At 69.8% G+C, this 18,983-nt stretch carries 18 protein-coding genes; 13 read left to right on the forward strand and 5 right to left on the reverse strand.

Going from position 1 to position 18,983, the window contains the following annotated elements; genetic code table 11:
• Window positions 1–37: 37 nt before the first annotated feature.
• From ACTIE9_RS06735 to ACTIE9_RS06750, 4 genes are all read right to left on the reverse strand, one after another.
• The gene (locus ACTIE9_RS06735; RefSeq protein WP_439564811.1) at window positions 38–694 is read right to left on the reverse strand and encodes an HAD hydrolase-like protein; all 657 of its coding nucleotides are present in this window, start codon (window positions 692–694) and stop codon (window positions 38–40) included.
• 23 nt (window positions 695–717) lie between these two features.
• Window positions 718–1,413, reverse strand: coding sequence for an endonuclease NucS (gene nucS, locus ACTIE9_RS06740; protein WP_439564812.1), 696 nt, complete (start codon window positions 1,411–1,413; stop codon window positions 718–720).
• A 107-nt stretch (window positions 1,414–1,520) separates the two neighbouring features.
• A complete protein-coding gene (locus ACTIE9_RS06745) occupies window positions 1,521–2,342 on the reverse strand; it encodes an SDR family NAD(P)-dependent oxidoreductase (RefSeq protein WP_439564813.1) in 822 nt (273 codons plus the stop codon).
• Between the two features lie 9 nt (window positions 2,343–2,351).
• Window positions 2,352–3,629: an MFS transporter gene (locus ACTIE9_RS06750; protein WP_439564814.1), complete on the reverse strand. Its 1,278-nt coding sequence runs from the start codon at window positions 3,627–3,629 to the stop codon at window positions 2,352–2,354.
• Between the two features lie 96 nt (window positions 3,630–3,725).
• Here ACTIE9_RS06750 and ACTIE9_RS06755 point away from each other — a divergent pair, with 96 nt between their 5' ends.
• The 6 genes from ACTIE9_RS06755 to corA all read left to right on the forward strand — a co-directional run bounded on the left by ACTIE9_RS06755 (window position 3,726) and on the right by corA (window position 8,517).
• Complete coding sequence (locus ACTIE9_RS06755; RefSeq protein WP_439564815.1) at window positions 3,726–4,820, forward strand: LacI family DNA-binding transcriptional regulator; 1,095 nt, start codon at window positions 3,726–3,728, stop codon at window positions 4,818–4,820.
• 111 nt (window positions 4,821–4,931) lie between these two features.
• On the forward strand, window positions 4,932–5,108 hold the full coding sequence (locus tag ACTIE9_RS06760; protein WP_439564816.1) for a CsbD family protein: 177 nt from the start codon (window positions 4,932–4,934) through the stop codon (window positions 5,106–5,108).
• Window positions 5,109–5,215: 107 nt separating this feature from the next.
• Window positions 5,216–6,580, forward strand: a complete 1,365-nt coding sequence (locus ACTIE9_RS06765) for a TrkH family potassium uptake protein (RefSeq protein WP_439564817.1) — start codon at window positions 5,216–5,218, stop codon at window positions 6,578–6,580.
• Window positions 6,573–7,271, forward strand: coding sequence for a potassium channel family protein (locus tag ACTIE9_RS06770; protein WP_439564818.1), 699 nt, complete (start codon window positions 6,573–6,575; stop codon window positions 7,269–7,271). The genes ACTIE9_RS06765 and ACTIE9_RS06770 overlap by 8 nt, the downstream gene beginning before the upstream one ends.
• A 25-nt stretch (window positions 7,272–7,296) precedes the next feature.
• The gene (locus ACTIE9_RS06775; protein WP_439564819.1) at window positions 7,297–7,491 is read left to right on the forward strand and encodes a twin-arginine translocase TatA/TatE family subunit; all 195 of its coding nucleotides are present in this window, start codon (window positions 7,297–7,299) and stop codon (window positions 7,489–7,491) included.
• Between the two features lie 24 nt (window positions 7,492–7,515).
• Window positions 7,516–8,517 (forward strand): magnesium/cobalt transporter CorA, encoded by a 1,002-nt coding sequence (corA, locus tag ACTIE9_RS06780; protein WP_439564820.1) that lies wholly within the window; start codon window positions 7,516–7,518, stop codon window positions 8,515–8,517.
• A 10-nt stretch (window positions 8,518–8,527) separates the two neighbouring features.
• Here the strand turns inward: corA and ACTIE9_RS06785 are convergent, their stop codons facing one another.
• Window positions 8,528–9,829, reverse strand: a complete 1,302-nt coding sequence (locus tag ACTIE9_RS06785; protein WP_439564821.1) for an MATE family efflux transporter — start codon at window positions 9,827–9,829, stop codon at window positions 8,528–8,530.
• 63 nt (window positions 9,830–9,892) lie between these two features.
• Between ACTIE9_RS06785 and ACTIE9_RS06790 the strand changes: the two genes are divergently transcribed.
• The 7 genes from ACTIE9_RS06790 (at window position 9,893) to ACTIE9_RS06820 (ending at window position 18,977) form a co-directional block, all read left to right on the forward strand.
• Window positions 9,893–11,854, forward strand: coding sequence for a M13 family metallopeptidase (locus ACTIE9_RS06790; protein ID WP_439564822.1), 1,962 nt, complete (start codon window positions 9,893–9,895; stop codon window positions 11,852–11,854).
• Window positions 11,855–11,913: 59 nt separating this feature from the next.
• The gene (locus ACTIE9_RS06795) at window positions 11,914–12,756 is read left to right on the forward strand and encodes a serine hydrolase (RefSeq protein ID WP_439564912.1); all 843 of its coding nucleotides are present in this window, start codon (window positions 11,914–11,916) and stop codon (window positions 12,754–12,756) included.
• A 226-nt stretch (window positions 12,757–12,982) separates the two neighbouring features.
• The gene (locus ACTIE9_RS06800; RefSeq protein ID WP_439564823.1) at window positions 12,983–13,621 is read left to right on the forward strand and encodes a hypothetical protein; all 639 of its coding nucleotides are present in this window, start codon (window positions 12,983–12,985) and stop codon (window positions 13,619–13,621) included.
• Window positions 13,618–15,096, forward strand: coding sequence for a hypothetical protein (locus ACTIE9_RS06805; RefSeq protein ID WP_439564824.1), 1,479 nt, complete (start codon window positions 13,618–13,620; stop codon window positions 15,094–15,096). Before ACTIE9_RS06800 ends, ACTIE9_RS06805 begins: the two co-directional genes overlap by 4 nt.
• Before the next feature lie 304 nt (window positions 15,097–15,400).
• A complete protein-coding gene (locus ACTIE9_RS06810) occupies window positions 15,401–16,336 on the forward strand; it encodes a hypothetical protein (RefSeq protein WP_439564825.1) in 936 nt (311 codons plus the stop codon).
• On the forward strand, window positions 16,242–18,551 hold the full coding sequence (locus ACTIE9_RS06815) for a hypothetical protein (protein WP_439564826.1): 2,310 nt from the start codon (window positions 16,242–16,244) through the stop codon (window positions 18,549–18,551). Before ACTIE9_RS06810 ends, ACTIE9_RS06815 begins: the two co-directional genes overlap by 95 nt.
• Window positions 18,552–18,569: 18 nt before the next feature.
• The gene (locus ACTIE9_RS06820) at window positions 18,570–18,977 is read left to right on the forward strand and encodes a pilus assembly protein CpaE (RefSeq protein WP_439564827.1); all 408 of its coding nucleotides are present in this window, start codon (window positions 18,570–18,572) and stop codon (window positions 18,975–18,977) included.
• The last annotated feature ends 6 nt before the right edge of the window (window positions 18,978–18,983 follow it).

An 18,983-nucleotide genomic window follows, 5' to 3' on the forward strand; every position in this document is an offset into this window, starting at 1 on the left:
GCGGTGGTCGAGCGCCTCGCGCGCTGAGCGGCTCCGCCTACGCGAGACCGAGCAGGGCGCGCAGCTCGTCGACGTCGTGGGCGACGGCGCGGGCGTGCTGCCACTCGGCGGGCTCACCGTAGCCCCACGACACGGCAATCGTCGGGATGCCGTGGGCCGCGGCGCCCTCGACGTCGTGCACGCGGTCGCCGATCATGACGGGGCGCGTGAGATCAGCATCCATCGCCCTCAATCGCACGAGTGCTTCCGCGACGACGTCGGCCTTCGCGCTGCGCACCTCGTCGGCCGACGCCCCCGTGATGATGTCGAAGTGGTGGGCGATCGTGAAGTGCTCGAGCATGAGCGTCGCCGGCAGCTCGGGCTTCGAGGTGGCGAGGCTGAGCGGGATTCCTGACGCGGCGATGTCGCGCACGAGCTCGCCCATGCCCGGGTAGAGCACCGCGTCGTACGCGCCGCGGTCGAGGTAGCGCTCGCGGTAGACCTCGAGGGCGCGCTCGCGCTCGGCGAGCGTCATGCCGGCACGGTCGCGGAACGAGTCGAGAATGGGCGGGCCGACGTACTTCAGCAGCTCGACCTGATCGGGCACGGGCAGGCCGAGCTCGGCGAAGGTGTAGGCGAGCGTGTCGGTGATGCCGGGAGCCGAATCGGTGACCGTGCCGTCGAGATCGAGCAGGATCGCCGTGTAGGGAAGCATGGTTCGAGCCTAGGCGGCGCGCGTCAGAACAGCCGGGGCACGCCGTCGTCCATGCCGCGCATCGCGTCGTAGTCGAGCAGCAGGCAGCGGATGCCGCGATCTTCGGCGAGGGTGCGCGCCTGCGGCGTGATCTCTTGCGCCGCGAAGACGCCGGCGACGGGCGCGAGCAGCGGGTCGCGGTTCATGAGCTCGAGGTAGCGCGTCAGCTGCTCGACGCCATCGATGCCGCCCCGGCGCTTGATCTCGACGGCGACGGATGCTCCGTTCGCGTCGCGCGCGAGGATGTCGACCGGCCCGATCGCCGTCATGTACTCGCGGCGCACGAGCGCGTACCCGGGCCCCAGCAGCTCGATGTGCTCGGCGAGCAGCTTCTGCAGGTGCGCCTCGACGCCGTCTTTCTGCAGACCGGGGTCGACGCCCAGCTCGTGCGCCGAGTCGTGCAGCACCTCGTGGATGCTCACCACGAGCAGGTCGGCGGTCTTCGCGTGGGTGACGCGCCACAACTCGAGCACCCCCGCCTCACGCTGGTCGTCGTCGGGCTCGTCGATGACGAGCGTGCACGGCGGGCTCATCCAGTTGAGCGGCTTGTAGCTGAGTGCATCGGCGTGCACGAGCAGGCTGCCATCGCTCTTGTGGATCAGCAGGCGCGTCGCGAGCGGCAGGTGCGCACTCAGCCGGCCCGCGTAGTCGACGGAGCAGCGGGCGATGACGAGGCGCATCCCCTCAGCCTACGGTCGCCCGTTTCTGCCGAATGACGGAAGATCAGCACCCAGCAGCCCGCTATCCGACCTCGAACAGGGCGATCTCCGTCACTTGGCGGGCGGACTCAGGCCCAGAGGCCGGGGCGGCGCTCCTCGGCGATGCCGTTGCCTCCGTCGACGACGATGAGCTGGCCGGTGATGTAGCTCGCTCCCGGCGAGGCGAGCCACGCGATGGTGCTCGCGATCTCGTCGGGCCGACCGCTGCGACCGAGGGGCACGAGCTCGCCCTCCTCGGCCTCCTGCGGCAGCTGCGAGGCGGTGGCGATCCAGCCGGGCGCGACGGCGTTGACGGTGATGCCGCGGCGCGCCTCGTCGACGGCGAGCCCGCGCGTGAAGCCGAGCACGCCCGCCTTCGCGGTGGCGTAGCCGAGGTCATCACGTGCAGCCTGCACCGCCCCGGTCGTCGAGGCGACGCTCACGACCCGACCCCAGCCCTGCGACCGCATGCCCGCGATGACGGCACGCGTCACGAGGAACACGCTCGTGAGGTTCACGTCGACGGCGCTGCGCCACTCGTCGATGCTCATCTCGATGTCACCGCGCGGAAACTCTTCGCCCGTCGCGATCATGCCGGCGTTGTTGACGAGGATGCTGAGCTCGCCCACCGCCTCGATGGCAGCCGCGACCGCCGCGTTTGCCGCCCGCTCGGTCTCGAGCCGCGCGACAACCCCGTGCGCCTCGAACCCGAGCGCGTGCAGCTCGGCCACGCGCTCGTCGATGCGCTCGGTCGTGGCGGTCATGACGACGCGGGCCCCGCGCTCGGCGAGCGCGCGGGCCGTGGCGAAGCCGATGCCCGAGGCTGATCCGCACCCGGTGACGAGGGCCGCGCGGCTTGTCAGATCGAGGTCGGCGGGCAGAGCGGGGCGTGCGGAGGCGGAGCTCGTCATGCGGTGAGCCTAGAGGCGTGCATCCGGGGCCGGGGCCGCTGCTTCGGCAGGCGTGGCCGTGTCGTCAGCCGACCCGCGCGCGGCGGATCCGCTCTCGCGCGCCGCGGGCGTCGCGATGAACGCGAGCGCGATGAGCACGAGCACGACCCAGAACGCCGAGAGAAGGCCGACGACCTCGCCGAGGAACCCGATGAGGGGTGGGCCGACGAGGAAGGCGAAGTAGCCGACCGTCGCGACGGCCGAGACGCGCGCGGCCGCCTTGGCGGGGTCGTCGGCCGCGGCCGACATGCCGACGGGGAAGCCGAGGGAGGCGCCGAGGCCCCAGGCGACGATGCCGATCGCGGCGGCGACGGGGGAGTCGACCGTGATGAGCAGCGCGAGGCCCGCGATCGCGAGCAGGGCCGAGGCGCGCAGCACGGGCACGCGTCCGAAGCGGTCGAGCACCCACACGCCGCCGATGCGGCCCACCGTCATGGCCGTGGCGAAGAGCGTGAAGTAGAGGGCGCCGGTGGCCTCGTCGACCCCGCGGTCGTCGACCATGGCGAGGGCGAGCCAGTCGTTGGCCGAGCCCTCGGCGAAGGCCATGCCCAGCACGATGAGGCCGATGACGAGCGTGCGCGGCTCGCGCCAGATCGCCATGCGCTCGGCGAACGTCGTGCCCGCCGGGCCGTCACCGTCATCGTCCAGCCCCGGCAAGGCCCGGTGCTTCGGCAGGAACCGCACGACGACGAGCGCGCCCGCCCCGAGCAGCACGGCCATGAGCACGGTGTGCACGTCGACGCCGAGGCCGAGGGCGCTGACGCCCGCGGCGATGCCCGCGCCCGTGATCGTGCCGAGGCTCCACGAGGCGTGGAACCACGGCATGATGCTGCGGCCCTGCGCCTGCTCGACCGCGGCGCCCTCGACGTTCATGGCCACGTCGGTCATGCCCGATGCCGCCCCGAACACCATGAGCCCGATGAAGGTGACCGCGAAGCTCTGCAGGGTCGCGGCGCCGATGCCCATGAGCGCGAGGGCGCCGAGGCTCGACAGCATCGCGACGAGGATCGTCGTGCGCGAGCCGATGCGCGCGATGACGTGCGACGACGCGAGCAGGCCGATGATCGAGCCCGCAGCCATGCCCATGATGAGGATGCCGAACTCGTCGGTGCGTACCTCGAGCGCATCGCGCACGGCGGGCGTGCGGGCGAACCACGTCGCCATGGCGAGGCCGTTGATGGCGAAGACCGCGAAGACGGCGATGCGCCAGGCGGCGAGAGTGGGCAGGGTGCCGGTGGAGGCGGACACAGCGGCCTTTCGAGAGCGTGGGGTGGGGCGCAGGCCCGGGGTGGGGCTGGCAAGTCGAATCGATTCGATAGCAGAGTTCGACTACAGTAACAGCCGATGACGACCCCGGCAACGCGCGCCCCCTCCGCGCCCGACGAGGCGGCCCGGCCGACCCTCGCGGCCGTCGCGGCGCGCGCCGGCGTCTCCGCCTCCACGGCCTCCCTCGCCTTCAGCGGATCCGGTCCCGTCGCCGACGACACCCGCGAACGCGTGCTGGCCGCCGCGCGCGAGCTCAACTACGGCGGACCCGACCCCCGCGCGCGCAGCCTGCGCACGGGCCGTAGCGGCATCATCGCCGTTGTCATCGAAGACCGCATCCGCGATGCCTTCAGCGACCCCATGATGGTCGCCCTGCTCGACGGCATCGCCGACGAGCTCGGCCAGGCCGGGTACAGCCTGCTGCTGCTCACCGACAGCGACGACCGCCCGGTCGGCGGCCTGCGCGATGCCTCGATGGATGCTGCTCTCCTGCTCGGCTGCAGCACCGACCTCGACCCTGCCGTCGCTGTGCTGAGCCAGCGCCAGGTGCCGCTCATCGGCGTCGAGGCGCGCGAGCGCGCCGGCATGCACCGCGTCGACCTCGACAACCGCGTAGGGATGCGCACCGGTGCCGAGCACCTCCACGCGCTCGGCCACCGCCGCGTCGGCGTCATCACGCTGCCCATGGATCGCGCGCACACGCGCGGCCCGCTCACCGCGGAGTGGGAGGCCGAGAGCGACGCGTACACGGGCCTCGAGCGGCTCACCGGCGTGCGCGACATCTACCCGGATGCTCCCGCCGAGGTCGCCGCCGGCAGCCTCATCGACGAAGGCCATCGGGCCGCGCTCGCGCTGCTGCGGCGCGATCCCGAGCTCACCGCGATCGTCGCGCAGAGCGACCTGCTCGCCCTCGGCGCGATCCAGGCCGCCGAGGAGCTCGGCCTGCGGGTGCCCGACGACCTCAGCGTGCTCGGCTTCGACGGGGCGCGCATCGACGGGCTCAGCATCCACCGCCTGACGACCCTCGTGCAGCCGATCGTCGAGAAGGGCCGGGCGGCGGCCCGCATGGCGCTCGCCGCGCTCGCCGGAGAACCCGTCGCCGACGTGGCCTTCACGAGCGAGCTGCGTCTCGGCACGACGACCGCGCCGCCGCGCGCCGACACGCTCCGGTAGACGCCTCGTCGCGCCCTGTCAAGGGGGTGCGCGCTCGCGCCCGGGGTGCGACGGTGGAACGAGCCGGTTCACGAGATCGGCTCGAACACCGACGACGACGAGGAGTCGACCATGAATGATGCAGCAGACAAGATGAAGCACCAGGGCGAAGAGCTCGGCGGCAAGGCGAAAGAGGCCGCGGGCAAGCTCACCGGCAACGAGCGTCTCGAGGCCGAGGGCAACGCCGACCAGGTGAAGGCCAACCTCAAGCAGGCGGGCGACGACGTGAAAGACGCCGTCGGCCTCTGAGCCGCACCGCATCGCGAACGGGCGCTCGAGCTTCGGCTCGGGCGCCCGTCGCCGGTGTCGACCGCGTGCGGACTTGCGTTACGACGCAGCAGGACTAGAGTCTGCGGGTGCCTCTCACGAGGGCGCCCCAGCGACGCTCGGACAACCGCAACCGACTGAACCCGCCCCAGGCCGTGGTCATCGGGTTCCTCGGCGCTATCCTCCTTGCGACCGCACTGCTCGCCCTGCCCATCGCGCACGCGCCCGGTGCGGAGGTCACGGTGCTCGAGGCGGCCTTCACCGCCGTGTCGGCCGTCTGCGTCACCGGGCACATCGTCGTCGACACCGCGACGGTCTGGTCGCCCTTCGGGCACGCGGTCATCGTCGCCTTCATTCAGATCGGCGGGCTCGGCATCATGCTCGTCGCCTCGCTCATCGGCCTCGCCCTGCTGCGGCGCATCTCGCTGCGCGGGCGCATGGTCGCGGGTGCCGAGAACCGCGCGGTGACGACGGGCGACGCCGTGCGCCTCGCCCTCGGCATCGTGCTGACGTCGCTCATCATCGAGGCCGTCGTGGCGGTCATCCTGACCCTGCAGTTCTGGCTGTCGTACGGGGATGCTCTGCCGACCGCGCTCGGACGCGGCGTGTTTCTCGCCATCTCGTCGTTCAACAACGCCGGTTTCGCCCCGTTCAGCGACAACATGATCGGCTTCGCGACCGACCCGATCGTCGTGCTGCCGATGTGCATCGCGACCATTCTCGGTGGCCTCGGTTTCCCCGTTCTGCTGCAGCTGCGGCGCGAGCTGCGCAGACCGCTGCACTGGACCATGAACACCAACCTCGTGCTCGCGATGACCGCGCTGCTGCTCGTGCTCGGCACCGTTGTGATCGCGGTCTTCGAATGGAGCAACCCCGACACGATCGGTGAGCTCTCGGTGGGCGACCGCATCCTCGTGTCGTTCTTCCACTCGGTGCAGGCGCGCACGGCGGGTTTCAACTCGGTCGACATCGGGCAGATGACGAGCGAGACCTGGCTCAGCATCGACGTGCTCATGTTCATCGGCGGCGGTCCGGCCGGCACCGCGGGCGGCATCAAGGTCACGACCTTCGCCGTGCTGCTGTTCATCATCATCACCGAGCTGCGCGGCGAGGGCGCCGTCAATATCTTCGGTAAGCGCCTCTCGCGCGCCGTGCACCGCGAAGCGATCACCATCACGCTGCTCTCGATGGCCGCGGTCATGAGTGCGACGATCGCCCTCATGGTGATCACCCACCTCGACCTCGACGTGCTGCTCTTCGAAGTCGTGTCGGCGTTCGGCACCGTCGGCCTCAGCACCGGCATCACAGCTGACCTGCCCCCGGCTGCGCAGATCATCCTCATGATCCTCATGTTCCTGGGCCGCCTCGGCCCGCTCACGCTCGGCACCGCCCTGGTGCTGAAGCAACGCAAGGTGCTCTACGAGCTCCCCAAGGAAAGGCCCGTCATTGGCTAACTCCCGCATCTTCAGCCGCGATCGTGCCACGCGCATCGCCGAGGCCGATTCGGTCGCCGTCATCGGGCTGGGGCGCTTCGGCCGCGCGATCGCCCTCGAGCTCATGGCCACGGGCACCGAAGTGCTCGGCATCGACGCCGACGAAGACATCGTGCAGTCGCTCAACGGGCAGCTCACCCAGGTGGTGCGAGCCGACACGACGAAAGAAGAGGTGCTGCGGCAGCTCGCGGTCAACGAGTTCGACCGCGTCGTCGTCGCCATCGGGTCCGACGTGCAGTCGAGCATCCTGACCACGTCGATCCTGCTGCGCATGCAGATTCCGCACCTCTGGACGAAGGCCGTGAGCGACGCCCACGGGCAGATCCTCACGCAGCTCGGCGTGCAGCACGTCATCTACCCCGAGCACGAGATGGGCCGTCGCGTCGCGCACCTCGTGCGGGGGGCTGCGCTCGACTACATCGAGGTCGACGACGACTACGCCATCGTGAAGATGGGCCCCAACCGCGTGGTCGAGGGCAAGCGCCTCGGCGACACCGATCTGCGGCGGCAGCATGGCGTGACGGTCATGGCGGTGCAGCGCGGCGACGCCGAGTGGTGCAACGCCGACGCCGACACGGTCATCGAGCCCGGGGATACGATTCTCATCGCGGGCCCGATCAAGAAGGCCGAAGCGTTCGGCCAGTTGCGCTGAGCGCGCACGAGAAGGAGGACACCTGATGGGGTCAAATCTCACCGGCTGGCACGGACTGATCCTGCTGCTCGTCGTGCTGCTGTTGTTCGCGGCGCCCAAGCTGCCGATGCTCGCCCGCAGCCTCGGGCAGTCGATCACGATCTTCCGCGGCGAAGTGAAGAAGCCCGCGGGCGACGAGCACGCGACGGCCGACAACGACGCCGCGAAACCGAGCGCGTGACCGTCGCCGATCAGAGGGTCGCCTGTGGCCGTCGTCGATAGCGCCGTCTACGTCGAGGGCGTGCGCCGCCCCGGCGTCGTCGGCCTCGACGAGACCTACGACGTCACACACGCGACCGGCGGTGTCGCCTGGATCGGCCTATATCGCCCGACCGTGGACGAACTCGACTCGGTCGCCGACGAGTTCGGTCTGCACCACCTCGCGGTGGAAGACGCCCTCAAGGGCCACCAGCGCTCGAAGCTCGAACGCTACGGCGACACCCTCTTCCTGGCCCTGCGCACCGCGCGCTACATCGACGAGACCGAGACGGTCGAGTTCGGTGAGCTGCACGTCTTCGTCGGCCCGCAGTTCGTCGTCACCGTCCGGCACGCCGAATCGCCGGACCTCGCCCTCGTGCGCGACCGCCTCGAGGCTGACCCCGAGCTGCTCGCGAAAGGCCCCGAAGCCATCCTCTACGCCGTGCTTGACGAGGTCGTCGACGAGTACGAGCCGGTGATCGCGGGGCTCGAGAACGACATCGACGAGATCGAGGACCAGCTCTTCGGTGAGGCCGAGCACGACATCCTCACGCGGCGCATCTACGACCTCTCGAACGAGGTCATCGGCTTTCAACGCGCGGTGCAGCCGCTCATCGGCATCATCGGCGCACTGCAGCGCGGCGGCGACAAGTACGGTGTCGACGTCGATCTCAGCCATCACCTCGGCGACGTGCTCGATCACGTCACGCGCGCGGGAGAGCGGGCCGACGCCTTCCGCACGCTGCTCGACAAAGCGCTGCAGGCGCAGTCGACGCTCATCACCCGGCGCATGACCGAGGTGAGCGTGGCGCAGAACGAGCAGATCAAGCGCATCACCTCGTGGGCGGCCATCCTCTTCGCCCCGACGCTCGTCGGCACCGTCTACGGCATGAACTTCCGGTACATGCCCGAGCTCGAGTGGGTGTTCGGCTACCCCTTCGCCATGGGGCTCATGCTGCTGCTCGGCATCGGGCTCTACGTCGCCTTCAAGCGGCGCGACTGGCTCTAGCCGCGAAAGCTCAGGCGGCGCCCGTCACGATCCACGCCGACCCGCGCGCTCGCAGCCCGAGGGTGAGCGCGCGGGCGCCGAGGTAGGCGAACGTGAAGGCCGCGAGCAGGGGAGCAAGGCCCGCGATGAACGGCAGCACCGCCAGGTAGACGAGCAGGTTGAGCACGCCCGTCCACGCCAGGTACCGGGCATCGCCCGCGCCGATCAGCACGCCGTCGAGCACGAACACGAGCCCCGCCAGCGGCAGACCGGCGGCCAGGATGCCCAGGGCGAGAGGCAGCGCCGACCGCACCGCGGCATCCGAGGTCATGACGATCGTCAGCAGCGGGATGCCCGCCGCGACGAGCACCGCGAGCACGGCGCCCGTCAGCACGCCCCAGCCGACGAGCCGCCGGGTGATGGCGTGCACGCGCTCGACCTGCGCCGCCCCGAGCCCGTGGCCGATGAGCGCCTGGCCCGCGATCGCGAGCGCGTCGAGGGCGAGCGCGAGCAGGCTGTAGACCGCGAACCACACGTGCGTCGCGGCGAGCTCGGGCGTGCCGAGGCCTGTCGCCACGACGACCGTCGTGACGAGGGCGATACGCAGGCTCAGCGTGCGCAGCAGCAGCCACGAGCCCGAGCGCGCCGCCGCCTCGATGCCGGTGCGGCCCGGCCGCAGGGCAGCGCCCGCCGCGCGCGCGTGCCGCACGCACACGGCGACGAGCGCGATCGCCATGCCCCACTGCGCGATGACGGTGCCGATCGCCGAACCGGCGATGCCGAGCCCGAGCCCGTAGATGAGCACGGCGTTGAGGGCGATGTTGGCGCCGAAGCCGGCGGCGGCGACGAGCAGCGGGGTGCGGGCATCCTGCAGCCCCCGCAGCATGCCGGTCGTGGCGAGAACGAGCAGCATGCCCGGGATGCCCCACCACGCGATGCTCAGATACTCGAGCGCCGCGCCGCCGACCGCGGGGTCGGCCCCGAACGCGTCGATCACGAGCGGGCTGAGCGGCACCATGAGCGCGAGCAGCAGCGCGCCGATGCCGAGCGCCAGCCACAGCCCGTCGATGCCCGCCGCGAGCGCGCCGCGCGCATCGCCCGCGCCGAGCCGCCGAGCGACGAGCGGCGTCGTGGCGTAGGCGAGGAAGACGAGCAGGCCGATCGCTGTCTGCAGCACCGTGCTCGCGAGGCCGAGGCCCGCGAGCGGTTCGGCGCCGAGGTGACCGACCATCGCCGTGTCGGTGAGCACGAACAACGGCTCGGCGACGAGCGCACCGAGCGAGGGCACGGCGAGGCGCAGGATGTCGCGGTCGAGCGCGGGGCGGCTGGTCACCTCGCCACGGTATCCGGTGAGAGAATCCCCCTCGGCACGGGCCTTGCGGTTAGGCTCTCCCGCGTGACTGACGTGCTCGCCAGCGGCATCGACCGCGCTGAACTCGACCCCGACATCCGGCCCCAAGACGATCTCTACCGCCACGTGAACGGGCGCTGGGTCGCGCGCACGCCCATCCCGGCCGACAAGGCGCGCTACGGCTCCTTCATGATCCTCGCGGAGGAGGCCGAGAAGGCCGTGCGCGAGATCATCGAGCAGGCGCAGGCCGCCGCGCCGGGAACGCTCGAGAAGAAGGTCGGCGACCTGTACGCGAGCTTCATGGACGACGCGCGCATCGAAGCCCTCGGAGCCGCTCCGCTGGCCCCCCTGCTCGCCGAGGTCGACGCGATCGATTCGGTGGATGCCCTGCTCGCCACGCTCGGACGCCTCGAGCGCCGCGGCGTCGCCGGCGCCGTGCAGCTCTTCGTCGACAACGACCCGGGCGACCCCGAGCGCTACCTCGTCTTCGTCGAGCAGGGCGGCATCGGCCTGCCCGATGAGTCGTACTACCGCGACGACGCGCACGCCGACACCCGCACGGCCTATCGCGGTCACGTCGAGCGCATGCTCGGGCTCGCCGGCCTCGACGACGCGGGTGCCCGTGCCGAGCACGTCATCGCACTCGAGACCGCTCTCGCCGCGCACCACTGGGACAAGGTGCGCAACCGCGACGCGCAGGCCACCTACAACCTGTCGACCTGGCAGGCGTGGGCGGGCAGTGCCGCCGGAGTAGACCTCGCCCTCTGGCGCGACGGCTACGGAATCCCCGCCTCGGCGCTCGCCGAGGTCGTGCTGCGCCAGCCCGACTTTACGAGCGGTCTCGCCGCCGAGCTCACCGGCCGCGACCTCGCCGAGTGGCGCGACTGGCTGCGCTTCGCCGTCGTGCGCTCGATGGCGCCCTACCTGTCGAGCGCGTTCGTCGACGAGAACTTCGCCTTCTACGGCCGCACCCTCACGGGTGCGCCCGAGCTGCGCGCGCGGTGGAAGCGCGGCGTCGCCCTCGTCGAGCGCGCCATGGGCGAGGCCGTCGGTGCGGTCTACGTCGAGCGGCACTTCCAGCCCGAGGCCAAGGCCGCGATGGACGATCTCGTCGCGAACCTCATCGAGGCCTACCGGCAGAGCATCGAGACCCTCGAATGGATGACCCCCGAGACCCGCGAGCGCGCCCTCGACAAGCTGCAGAAGTTCACGCCGAAGATCGGCTACCCCGAGCGGTGGCGCGACTACTCGACGCTCGAGATCTCGGCCGATGATCTGCTCGCCAACGTTCAGGCTGCCGGCGAGTTCGAGTTCCAGCGCGAGCTGAAGAAGATCGGCTCGCCCATCGATCGCGACGAGTGGTTCATGACGCCGCAGACCGTCAACGCCTACTACAACCCGGGGTTCAACGAGATCGTGTTCCCCGCCGCGATCCTGCAGTTCCCCTTCTTCGATGCGGGGCGGGATGCTGCCGCCAACTACGGCGCCATCGGCGCGGTCATCGGCCACGAGATCGGGCACGGCTTCGACGACCAGGGCTCGCGCTTCGATGGCGACGGCCGGCTGCACGACTGGTGGACCGAGGAGGATCGGGCGGCGTTCGAGGCGCGCACCGCATCGCTCATCGCCCAGTACGACGCTCTCGAGCCGGCCGAGACGCCCGGCCACCACGTCAACGGCGCACTCACGATCGGTGAGAACATCGGCGACCTCGGGGGGCTCGGCATCGCCTGGAAGGCGTACCTGCTGTCGCTCGACGGCGCAGAGCCGCCCGTGATCGACGGGCTCACCGCATCCCAGCGCTTCTTCCTCTCGTGGGCGCAGGCCTGGCAGATCGCGATCCGTCCCGAAGAGGCCCTGCGTCTGCTGTCGATCGACCCGCACTCGCCGAACGAGTTCCGCTGCAATCAGATCGTGCGCAATATCGACGCGTTCTACGCGGCGTTCGACGTGACCCCTGACGACGGGCTCTGGCTCGCCCCCGACGAGCGGGTCACCATTTGGTAGATGCTCCGCTGACGCGCGATCGGGGAGCCCGGGCGGGCACCCCCCGTCGGGCGCGCCACCTGGCGGAGGTGCGCGAGCCGACGTTCCGCTCGGCCTACCGCGCGCTGGGAGCGGTGGCGTTCGAGGGTGCGCGCGTCTCGGTGGCGGTCGTCGACATCGAGACGGGCGAGAGCGTGTTCGCCGTCGATGAGCGCATCGTGCTGCCGACCGCGAGCATCGGCAAGATCCTGCTGCTCATCGAGGTCAGTGCGCGCCTGACCGATCGCACCGTGAGCGATTTCGCGATCGCCGACCGGTCGACTCAGGATGCTGTGGCCGACAGCGGCATCTGGCAGCACCTGCAGGCTCCCGCCTTCCCGATCGCCGATCTCGCGGCACTCGTCGGGGCGACGAGCGACAACCTCGCCACCAACGTGCTGCTGCGCCAGGTCGGCCTCGACGCGGTGCGATCGCGCACCGAGAAGCTGGGCCTGGTGCGCACGGCCCTTCTCGATCGCGTGCGCGATGTGCGCGGGCCCGACGACGCCCCGCAGCTCTCGGTCGGCTCGACGGCCGAGCTCGCCTGGCTCTTCCAAGCCCTGGCCAACGGACACATCATCGACCCCGTGACGAGCCATCGCGTGCTGAGCTGGCTGTCGCTCAACGCCGACCTCTCGATGGTCGCGAGCGCCTTCGGGCGCGACCCGCTCTCGCACCGCGGGGTCGAGCACAACACCTGGATGGTCAACAAGACCGGCACCGACGTCGGGGTGCGCAGCGAGGCCGGCATCCTCCGCGGTCCGCGAGCGGGCGTCGCCTACGCGGTCTCGGTGCACTTCGACGACATCGACCTGCCCCGCCGACTGCGGGTCATGGATGCCCTGCGCGCGTTCGGCGTCGACCTGCTCGAGTTCGTGCACTGACCGGGCCTCGTCGGGGACCTCTGACCTAGAACTTTCTGTCCACTCTTGCCAGGACGGCGGAGCGGGGAACATGGTACCTACGCATCGCGGGCCCGACATACCCGAAGTTCGTCGGGGGTCGTGATCGACACACCGTGTAACCCCACACCCGAACACCCGAATACCCGAATACCCCGTGACGCGCGTCGGCGCGGGCCTTTGGGCTCCGACCCCCCTGGAGCACATCATGTTGCGTACCCGAATTCTGGCGGCAGCAACAGCTGCCGTCCTCATGCTCGGCATGAGCGTCGGCGGCGCCGGCGCTGCCTTCGCCGACGAGGCACCGCCCGTCGATCTCGACGCGGTGGCCACCACGGTCGATCCCGCGACCGAGCCGGTCGAGACTCTCTCCCCCAGCGTGGCCGCGTTGAAGGTCTACGTCTGCAAGTACGTCGGCACCCCGGGTGTCAACGAGGTTCTGCAGACGGGCAACAACCCCATCAGCGTGAGCGTCAACGCGATCCCCAACTATCAGGGTGTCGGCTCGTACTTCGCCGATGCGCAGGGCCGCTCGTACGTGCTGGCGGAAGACACGACCACCGGAGGAGGCCAGTCCGGCGAGCCCTCGGTGAGCGAGTGTCCCGACCCGGAGGGTCCACCTGAGGCCACGAACGTCACCGTTCGTGTGACCTTCATGTGCAAGGTCACGACGGCGGGCGCCATCACGAACGCGCCCGGCACGTACGCCGCCGGTGACTACGTCTTCCGCATCCGCCACGAGCGACCGACTTCACGGCCGGCGTCGGAGGCTCGGGACTGTTCTCCGGCAACCTGTCCGTCTCGGAGGTCGAGTACTACACGACCACGACTGCGGTTGCCGGCGTGAGCGTGAAGACGACCCCGCTGCCGAACACCTACCTCGGCACCGCCTCGACCAACGAGTCCGCCTGCGGCACCCCGCAGCCGACCCTCGAGGTCGGCCTGTACCTGTACAAGAAGCTCAACCCCGACGCCCCTGCGGCGTGGTCGAACTCGGGCCTGCAGAGGTTCATCGCCTCGCAGTCCGGCAGCTCGTGGTTCACCGAGTTCCCGACCGTCCTCCCCGAAGACGTCTGCGGTGAGGGCTGGGCGGTGCAGCAGGACAAGGTGTCGCACACCGGTGGCTTCACGTGGCCGTCGACCATCGAGTACCCCGATGACAACATCGGGTGGCCTCCGATCTACGCGGCCAAGCACGACAACCTCGAGCTCTACCTCGACGTGCCCGACTGCGAGCCTCCGACCCTGCCTGCTCTCGGGGTCGTCGCTGAAGCGTCTGAGATCACCTGCGAGACCGACGGCTGGTTCGGGTTCGGTCCGGGCCTCGGCGTGACCGAGGACGAGGCTGCGCTGATGGAGTGGACGGTCGGTCCGGCGGAGTACGCGGGCGCGACCGAGACCGATGTGAAGCACCCCGTCTCCGGGCCCGTCACCATCACGGTGACCGTCAGCCTCATCGACAGCGCGCAGGGCGACTACTCCCTGAGCGACGAGTCGGGGGGAGGCACAGCCGACCCCAAGACGGGCGACATCACCTACACGTTCGTGTTCGATGCTCCCGTCGACTGCCCGGTCGTCGTGCCGGAGATCACGTGGGTGGATGAGTGCGTGATGGAGGACATCGAGCTCGAGCTGGCCGCGTCGGCGCTGATTCCGGTCGCGTCGTTCACGGTCACCGCGTCGCCGAACGTGTCGTACACGTACACGATCGATGGTGGTTCCCCGATGGATGTCGTCTTCCCGTTGGGTGAGGACACGGTGACGATCCCGGTGACTCCAGGTGCGACGGTCGTCGTGACCGCTGCAGCTGCGTCGGGCTTCGTTCTGCCCGAGGGCTACGAGCCGTGGGAGAAGACGTTCGAGGTGTCGGAAAGGTGCATCGACCTGCCCGTGCTGGCGAACTGGCCGGCGAGCGCTTCGGCGACCGCCCAGGTGTGCTCGCCGCTGGGCTCGCTCGTGAGCGGTTCGATCACGGTCGTCTTCCCGGAGGGCTCGATCGAGAACCCGGACCCGGTGCGCTACTTCATCGCGTACGGAACTCCTCAGCAGCAGGAGCTCACGAGCGCGGTGACGGCGGTCGCTCCGGGGTCGTACGTCGTGACGGCGATCCCGACGGTTCCGACCGACAGCATCAACGACTCCGGCGATCGGGCGGACTTCCCGCTCACGGTGGGTGCGGCGGCCGATCCTGACTGCGGTCAGCTCGACACCCTCGCCTTCACGGGCGCGGGAGCCGTCACCAACTGGCTCGGTGTTGCCGCCGTGCTGCTCATGGTGGCGGGCATGGGTTTCGTGATCCGCCGCAACCGCGTCGAGGTGTGACCCGCACCTGACCGCGAAACCGGATGCGCCGGGCCGACCCGAATACGGCCCGGCGCATCCGCGCGTCTGCGGGCGCGCTGATGCTCTTCCTGCCGAGCCACCCCCAGAGAGTGGGTAGACAGACCGGTTCATGTTGGGGGGCGATGTGCGACCCGGTATTGTGACCTATAGTCACGAGCCGCGTACACCCGACATTCGCGCGGGGTCGTGATGCACCGCCTACCCGAATACCCGAACACCTGATGTCTCCGAGTCGTCCCCGCGACCGTGAGAGTACGGGCTCCATCCCCCCAGGAGCACCCCCATGCTGCGCAAAGAGCAGCGGCGCCGTGCGCGCCGCGCCGTCGTCCGTACCCGTCTGATCGCTGCCGGAACCGCGGTCGTTCTCGCCCTCGGTGCTGCCGTGGGCGGAACCGCCACGGCCATGGCCTCCAACGGCGGCGGTGGCGGTAGCTCGACGAACACCAACTCGGAGACCTTCTGGCAGCAGCTGCCGGGCGAGGTGTGCGTCAAGCCCGCCTTCTCGAGCGAGAACTCGACGACGACGCCCTTCGTGCTGCCGGCGATCGACTCGAGCCGCGTGTTCTCGAAGGTGATCGTCAAGGCGGGAAGCTCCGGCAAGAGCGTCGTGCAGGAGAACGCGGTCTTCACGACCGACAGGAACGGCGGAACGCTGACGGCGGGCGACACCTTCGTGCACCCCGAGAAAGACAGCATCAGCCATGTGATCTACTGCACGGTGCCCTCGGTTCCCGCAGCCAGCACCGACGTCGACTGCACGAGCATCGAGTTCCTGGTCGGCCGGGCTCTCAACGGCTCCGACCACATCAACGTCGACATCGTCTACAACGGCACGCGCGGCCAGATCAACGTCGAGATCAACGAGGTTCAGCCGGCCAACGGCGACCCGGCCAGCACCTCGGGCCTGTACGCCCTCTACAAGTTCGACGCGATCGGGCTGCCGAACGTCAAGCTGCCGATCTCGGCCGCCGACGCTGCCGCCGGTCGCATCGTCTTCGTCTACAGCACGTACCTCACGGGCGAGTGGACGATCGAGTGGATCCAGTTCAACAGCACCTACTTCAACAAAGACCGCATCCGCTCTGAAGTTCATCGTGTGCGACGACCTGCCCACCAAGGATCTCGTGACGCCGACCGCCCGCATGGTCGACCTCGGCTGCGAGACGAACGGCTCGTACACGCTCGATCGCGTCGAGGGCATCCGCTGGTTCATCGGTGACAAAGAGGTCGAGCCGGGAACCACAATCGTGGCCGTCGCGTCGACCGTGACCGTGCGCGCCGAGGCCATCTCGCCTGACTACGGCATCGAGCCGGGCGCGCAGACGGAGTGGACCTTCACCTTCACCGAGCCCGATGACTGCGTGCTCCCCTGCCTGCCCAACAGTGCCGTCAGCTACACGTACTACAACCTCAGCAACGACAGCGAGGCGAACCCGGCCAACTCGGGCCTCATCACGGTCGCCGCACGCGACGGCTACAGCGCCGAGCTGTGCAACGACTTCTGGGTCGTTGCGGCGGCATGGAACTACTCCTCGTCGACAAGCATCTGGCCGCAGACGCTGCGGTCGACCGATCCCGCGGGCGACCACTCGCAGGGCTACATCGGCTCGGTCGGCACGTACTTCTTCCACGCTCCCGTCGCGTGCGGTCAGGGTGACGTGTACGCCTCGTTCACGGGTATGCCCTATGTCGGCCCCGAGCTGTTCGGCCCGAGCAACCCGTTCACCGAGACGTTCCTGCACAACATGGGCTTCACGGGCCCGCGGCCGACCTACCTGAACACCGCGCCCGGGTGCAACGTCGTGAACCCCATCGCGCCCACGGCGAACCCCATCGTCGAGTGCGGCACGACGGGCTCGATTGACATCAGCGACGTCGCCAACCCCTACATCGGCTACACCGTGTACCGCGGGGCTGCTGACGCGAACGGGTCGGTCGCCGGCCTCGAGACCGTCAACCTGCAGGATGCGACCCAAGGCGTGTTCACGGTCGTCGCGACCCCGATGGGCGGCACGATCTTCGCTCCGGGCACGGTGCGCCAGTGGGAGTTCAACCTCGGCGAGCAGTACGACTGCCCGATCGAGGTCGCGCCGGTCGCCACCAAGAACACCTGCGAGACGGGCGGAGCCTCCATCCTGCTCCCGGTCGTGCCGGGGGTGCTGTGGTTCGTGAACGACGTCGCGACCGTCGGCAGCGCGACGCCCGTGGCGGTGCTCGAGGCCGGTGACTACACCGTGACGGCGCAGATCGATCCCGATGCCGAGGGCGCTCCGTATGCCTTCGCCGCCGGGGCGACGACGAGCTGGCCGTTCGTCTTCACCGACGAGGAGATCTGCGACCTGCCCGAGTTGCCGATCACGAACGCGTCGATCGGCTTCATCGCCCCGACGTGCGAGCTCGGTCAGCAGCTCGACCCGGCGAAGATCGTGGTGGAAGACGCCGACCTCGCGCGGTACGCCCCCGAGCTCTCATCGCTCACCGGGCCGGACTACTCGGTCGTCTTCGTGACGATCGACGAGGATGCGCGGTTCTTCACCTCGTCGACGCCAGTACCCGGCCGCACCGTGTCACCTGACGGCAAGACGCTGGCATTCACGGGCATGTTGTTGGGTCCCGACGCGGAGGACTGCGAACTGCTGCCGCTCGTCGACCCGTTCGACTTCGTCGACACCTGCACCGAGCAGAGCTTCACGCTCTACTTCGTCGAGGGCATCACCTACTGGGTGACCATCAACGACGAGGCACCGTTCTCCGCCGTCTTCGGTCTGGGAGAGGACTCGCGCACCTTCCTGGTCGAGCAGGGCGACCGCGTCTCGGTCATGCCGACCGCCGACCCCGGATACGTGCTCGCGCCCGAGCAGCCGACGCCGCTCGACCGGGAGTTCGCCGTCTACGGACCCGACGAGTGCCAGCTGCCCGAGCTGCCCAACTGGCCGGCCAGCGTGACGGTCGCCGACCAGGTGTGCTCGCCCCTGGGAATGACCGGTGGCTCGATCTCCATCCAGCTCTCGACCGGCCCGGATCAGAACCCGACGCCAGTGCGCTACTACCTCGCCTACGGCACGGCCGGGCAGCGTGAGCTCACGAGCGCGACCACGTCGGTCGCGCCGGGGTCGTACGTCGTGACGGCCGTGGCCACGGTCGCCACGGACAGCATCAACGACGCGGGCAACACCGCGGTGTTCCCCGTGACGGTGGGCGCTGCCGCGGATGAGGACTGCGATCTCACGACGCTCGCCCTCACCGGCGCGACCGTGTCGCTCGCGGGGCTCGGCGCGGCATCCCTGCTGCTCCTGCTCCTCGGCCTCGGGGCCGGGGGTCCATTACCGCTGCCCGCCTGCGGGCGGCGCCGACGCGCCGGAGGGCGCATCCGACCAGTGCACCGGGCCGACCCGAAAGCGGCCCGGTGCACTGCTCTGCTCGCGCCCAGGTGAGCGCGCGACGATGTCGGCATGATCAGCACCGGTCTCGCCCGACAACTGCGCGACGCGGGCCTGCGCTGGAAGCCCGCATCGGGCGACCGGTTCCAGATCGATCGGCACGAGTTCGACGCCGAGATCTTCACCGTGAGCGAGCTCACTATCGAAGCCCACGAGTACCCCACCGGCACGGCGCTCGGCTTCAATGGCACGACGGAGTGGGCGCTCGACTCGGTGGAGGTCGACGACACTCTCTGGTTGCCGCGCGAGGATCAGCTGCGCGACCTGCTGCGCACTGCATTCCGGTCACTCGAACGCACGTCCGAGGGCTACTGCGTCACGATCGAGCTCGATGGCGACGAACGGCGCCACGAGAGCGTCTCGGCGCCCGAGGCCTACGGGCTGGCGTTGCTGGCGCTGCTGGCGCGCGTCGCGGACTGAGCTCGC

This window comes from Microcella sp., assembly GCF_051860105.1.
Lineage (GTDB): Bacteria > Actinomycetota > Actinomycetes > Actinomycetales > Microbacteriaceae > Microcella.

Bases quoted from the DNA above. Each gene is read 5' to 3' on its own strand.
- ACTIE9_RS06820 (WP_439564827.1), top strand. From the start codon at position 18,570: ATGATCAGCACCGGTCTCGCCCGACAACTGCGCGACGCGGGCCTGCGC.
- ACTIE9_RS06775 (WP_439564819.1), top strand. From the start codon at position 7,297: ATGGGGTCAAATCTCACCGGCTGGCACGGACTGATCCTGCTGCTCGTC.
- ACTIE9_RS06755 (WP_439564815.1), top strand. From the start codon at position 3,726: ATGACGACCCCGGCAACGCGCGCCCCCTCCGCGCCCGACGAGGCGGCC.
- ACTIE9_RS06810 (WP_439564825.1), top strand. From the start codon at position 15,401: ATGCTGCGCAAAGAGCAGCGGCGCCGTGCGCGCCGCGCCGTCGTCCGT.
- nucS (WP_439564812.1), bottom strand. From the start codon at position 1,413: ATGCGCCTCGTCATCGCCCGCTGCTCCGTCGACTACGCGGGCCGGCTG.
- ACTIE9_RS06800 (WP_439564823.1), top strand. From the start codon at position 12,983: ATGTTGCGTACCCGAATTCTGGCGGCAGCAACAGCTGCCGTCCTCATG.
- ACTIE9_RS06760 (WP_439564816.1), top strand. From the start codon at position 4,932: ATGAATGATGCAGCAGACAAGATGAAGCACCAGGGCGAAGAGCTCGGC.
- ACTIE9_RS06735 (WP_439564811.1), bottom strand. From the start codon at position 694: ATGCTTCCCTACACGGCGATCCTGCTCGATCTCGACGGCACGGTCACC.
- ACTIE9_RS06745 (WP_439564813.1), bottom strand. From the start codon at position 2,342: ATGACGAGCTCCGCCTCCGCACGCCCCGCTCTGCCCGCCGACCTCGAT.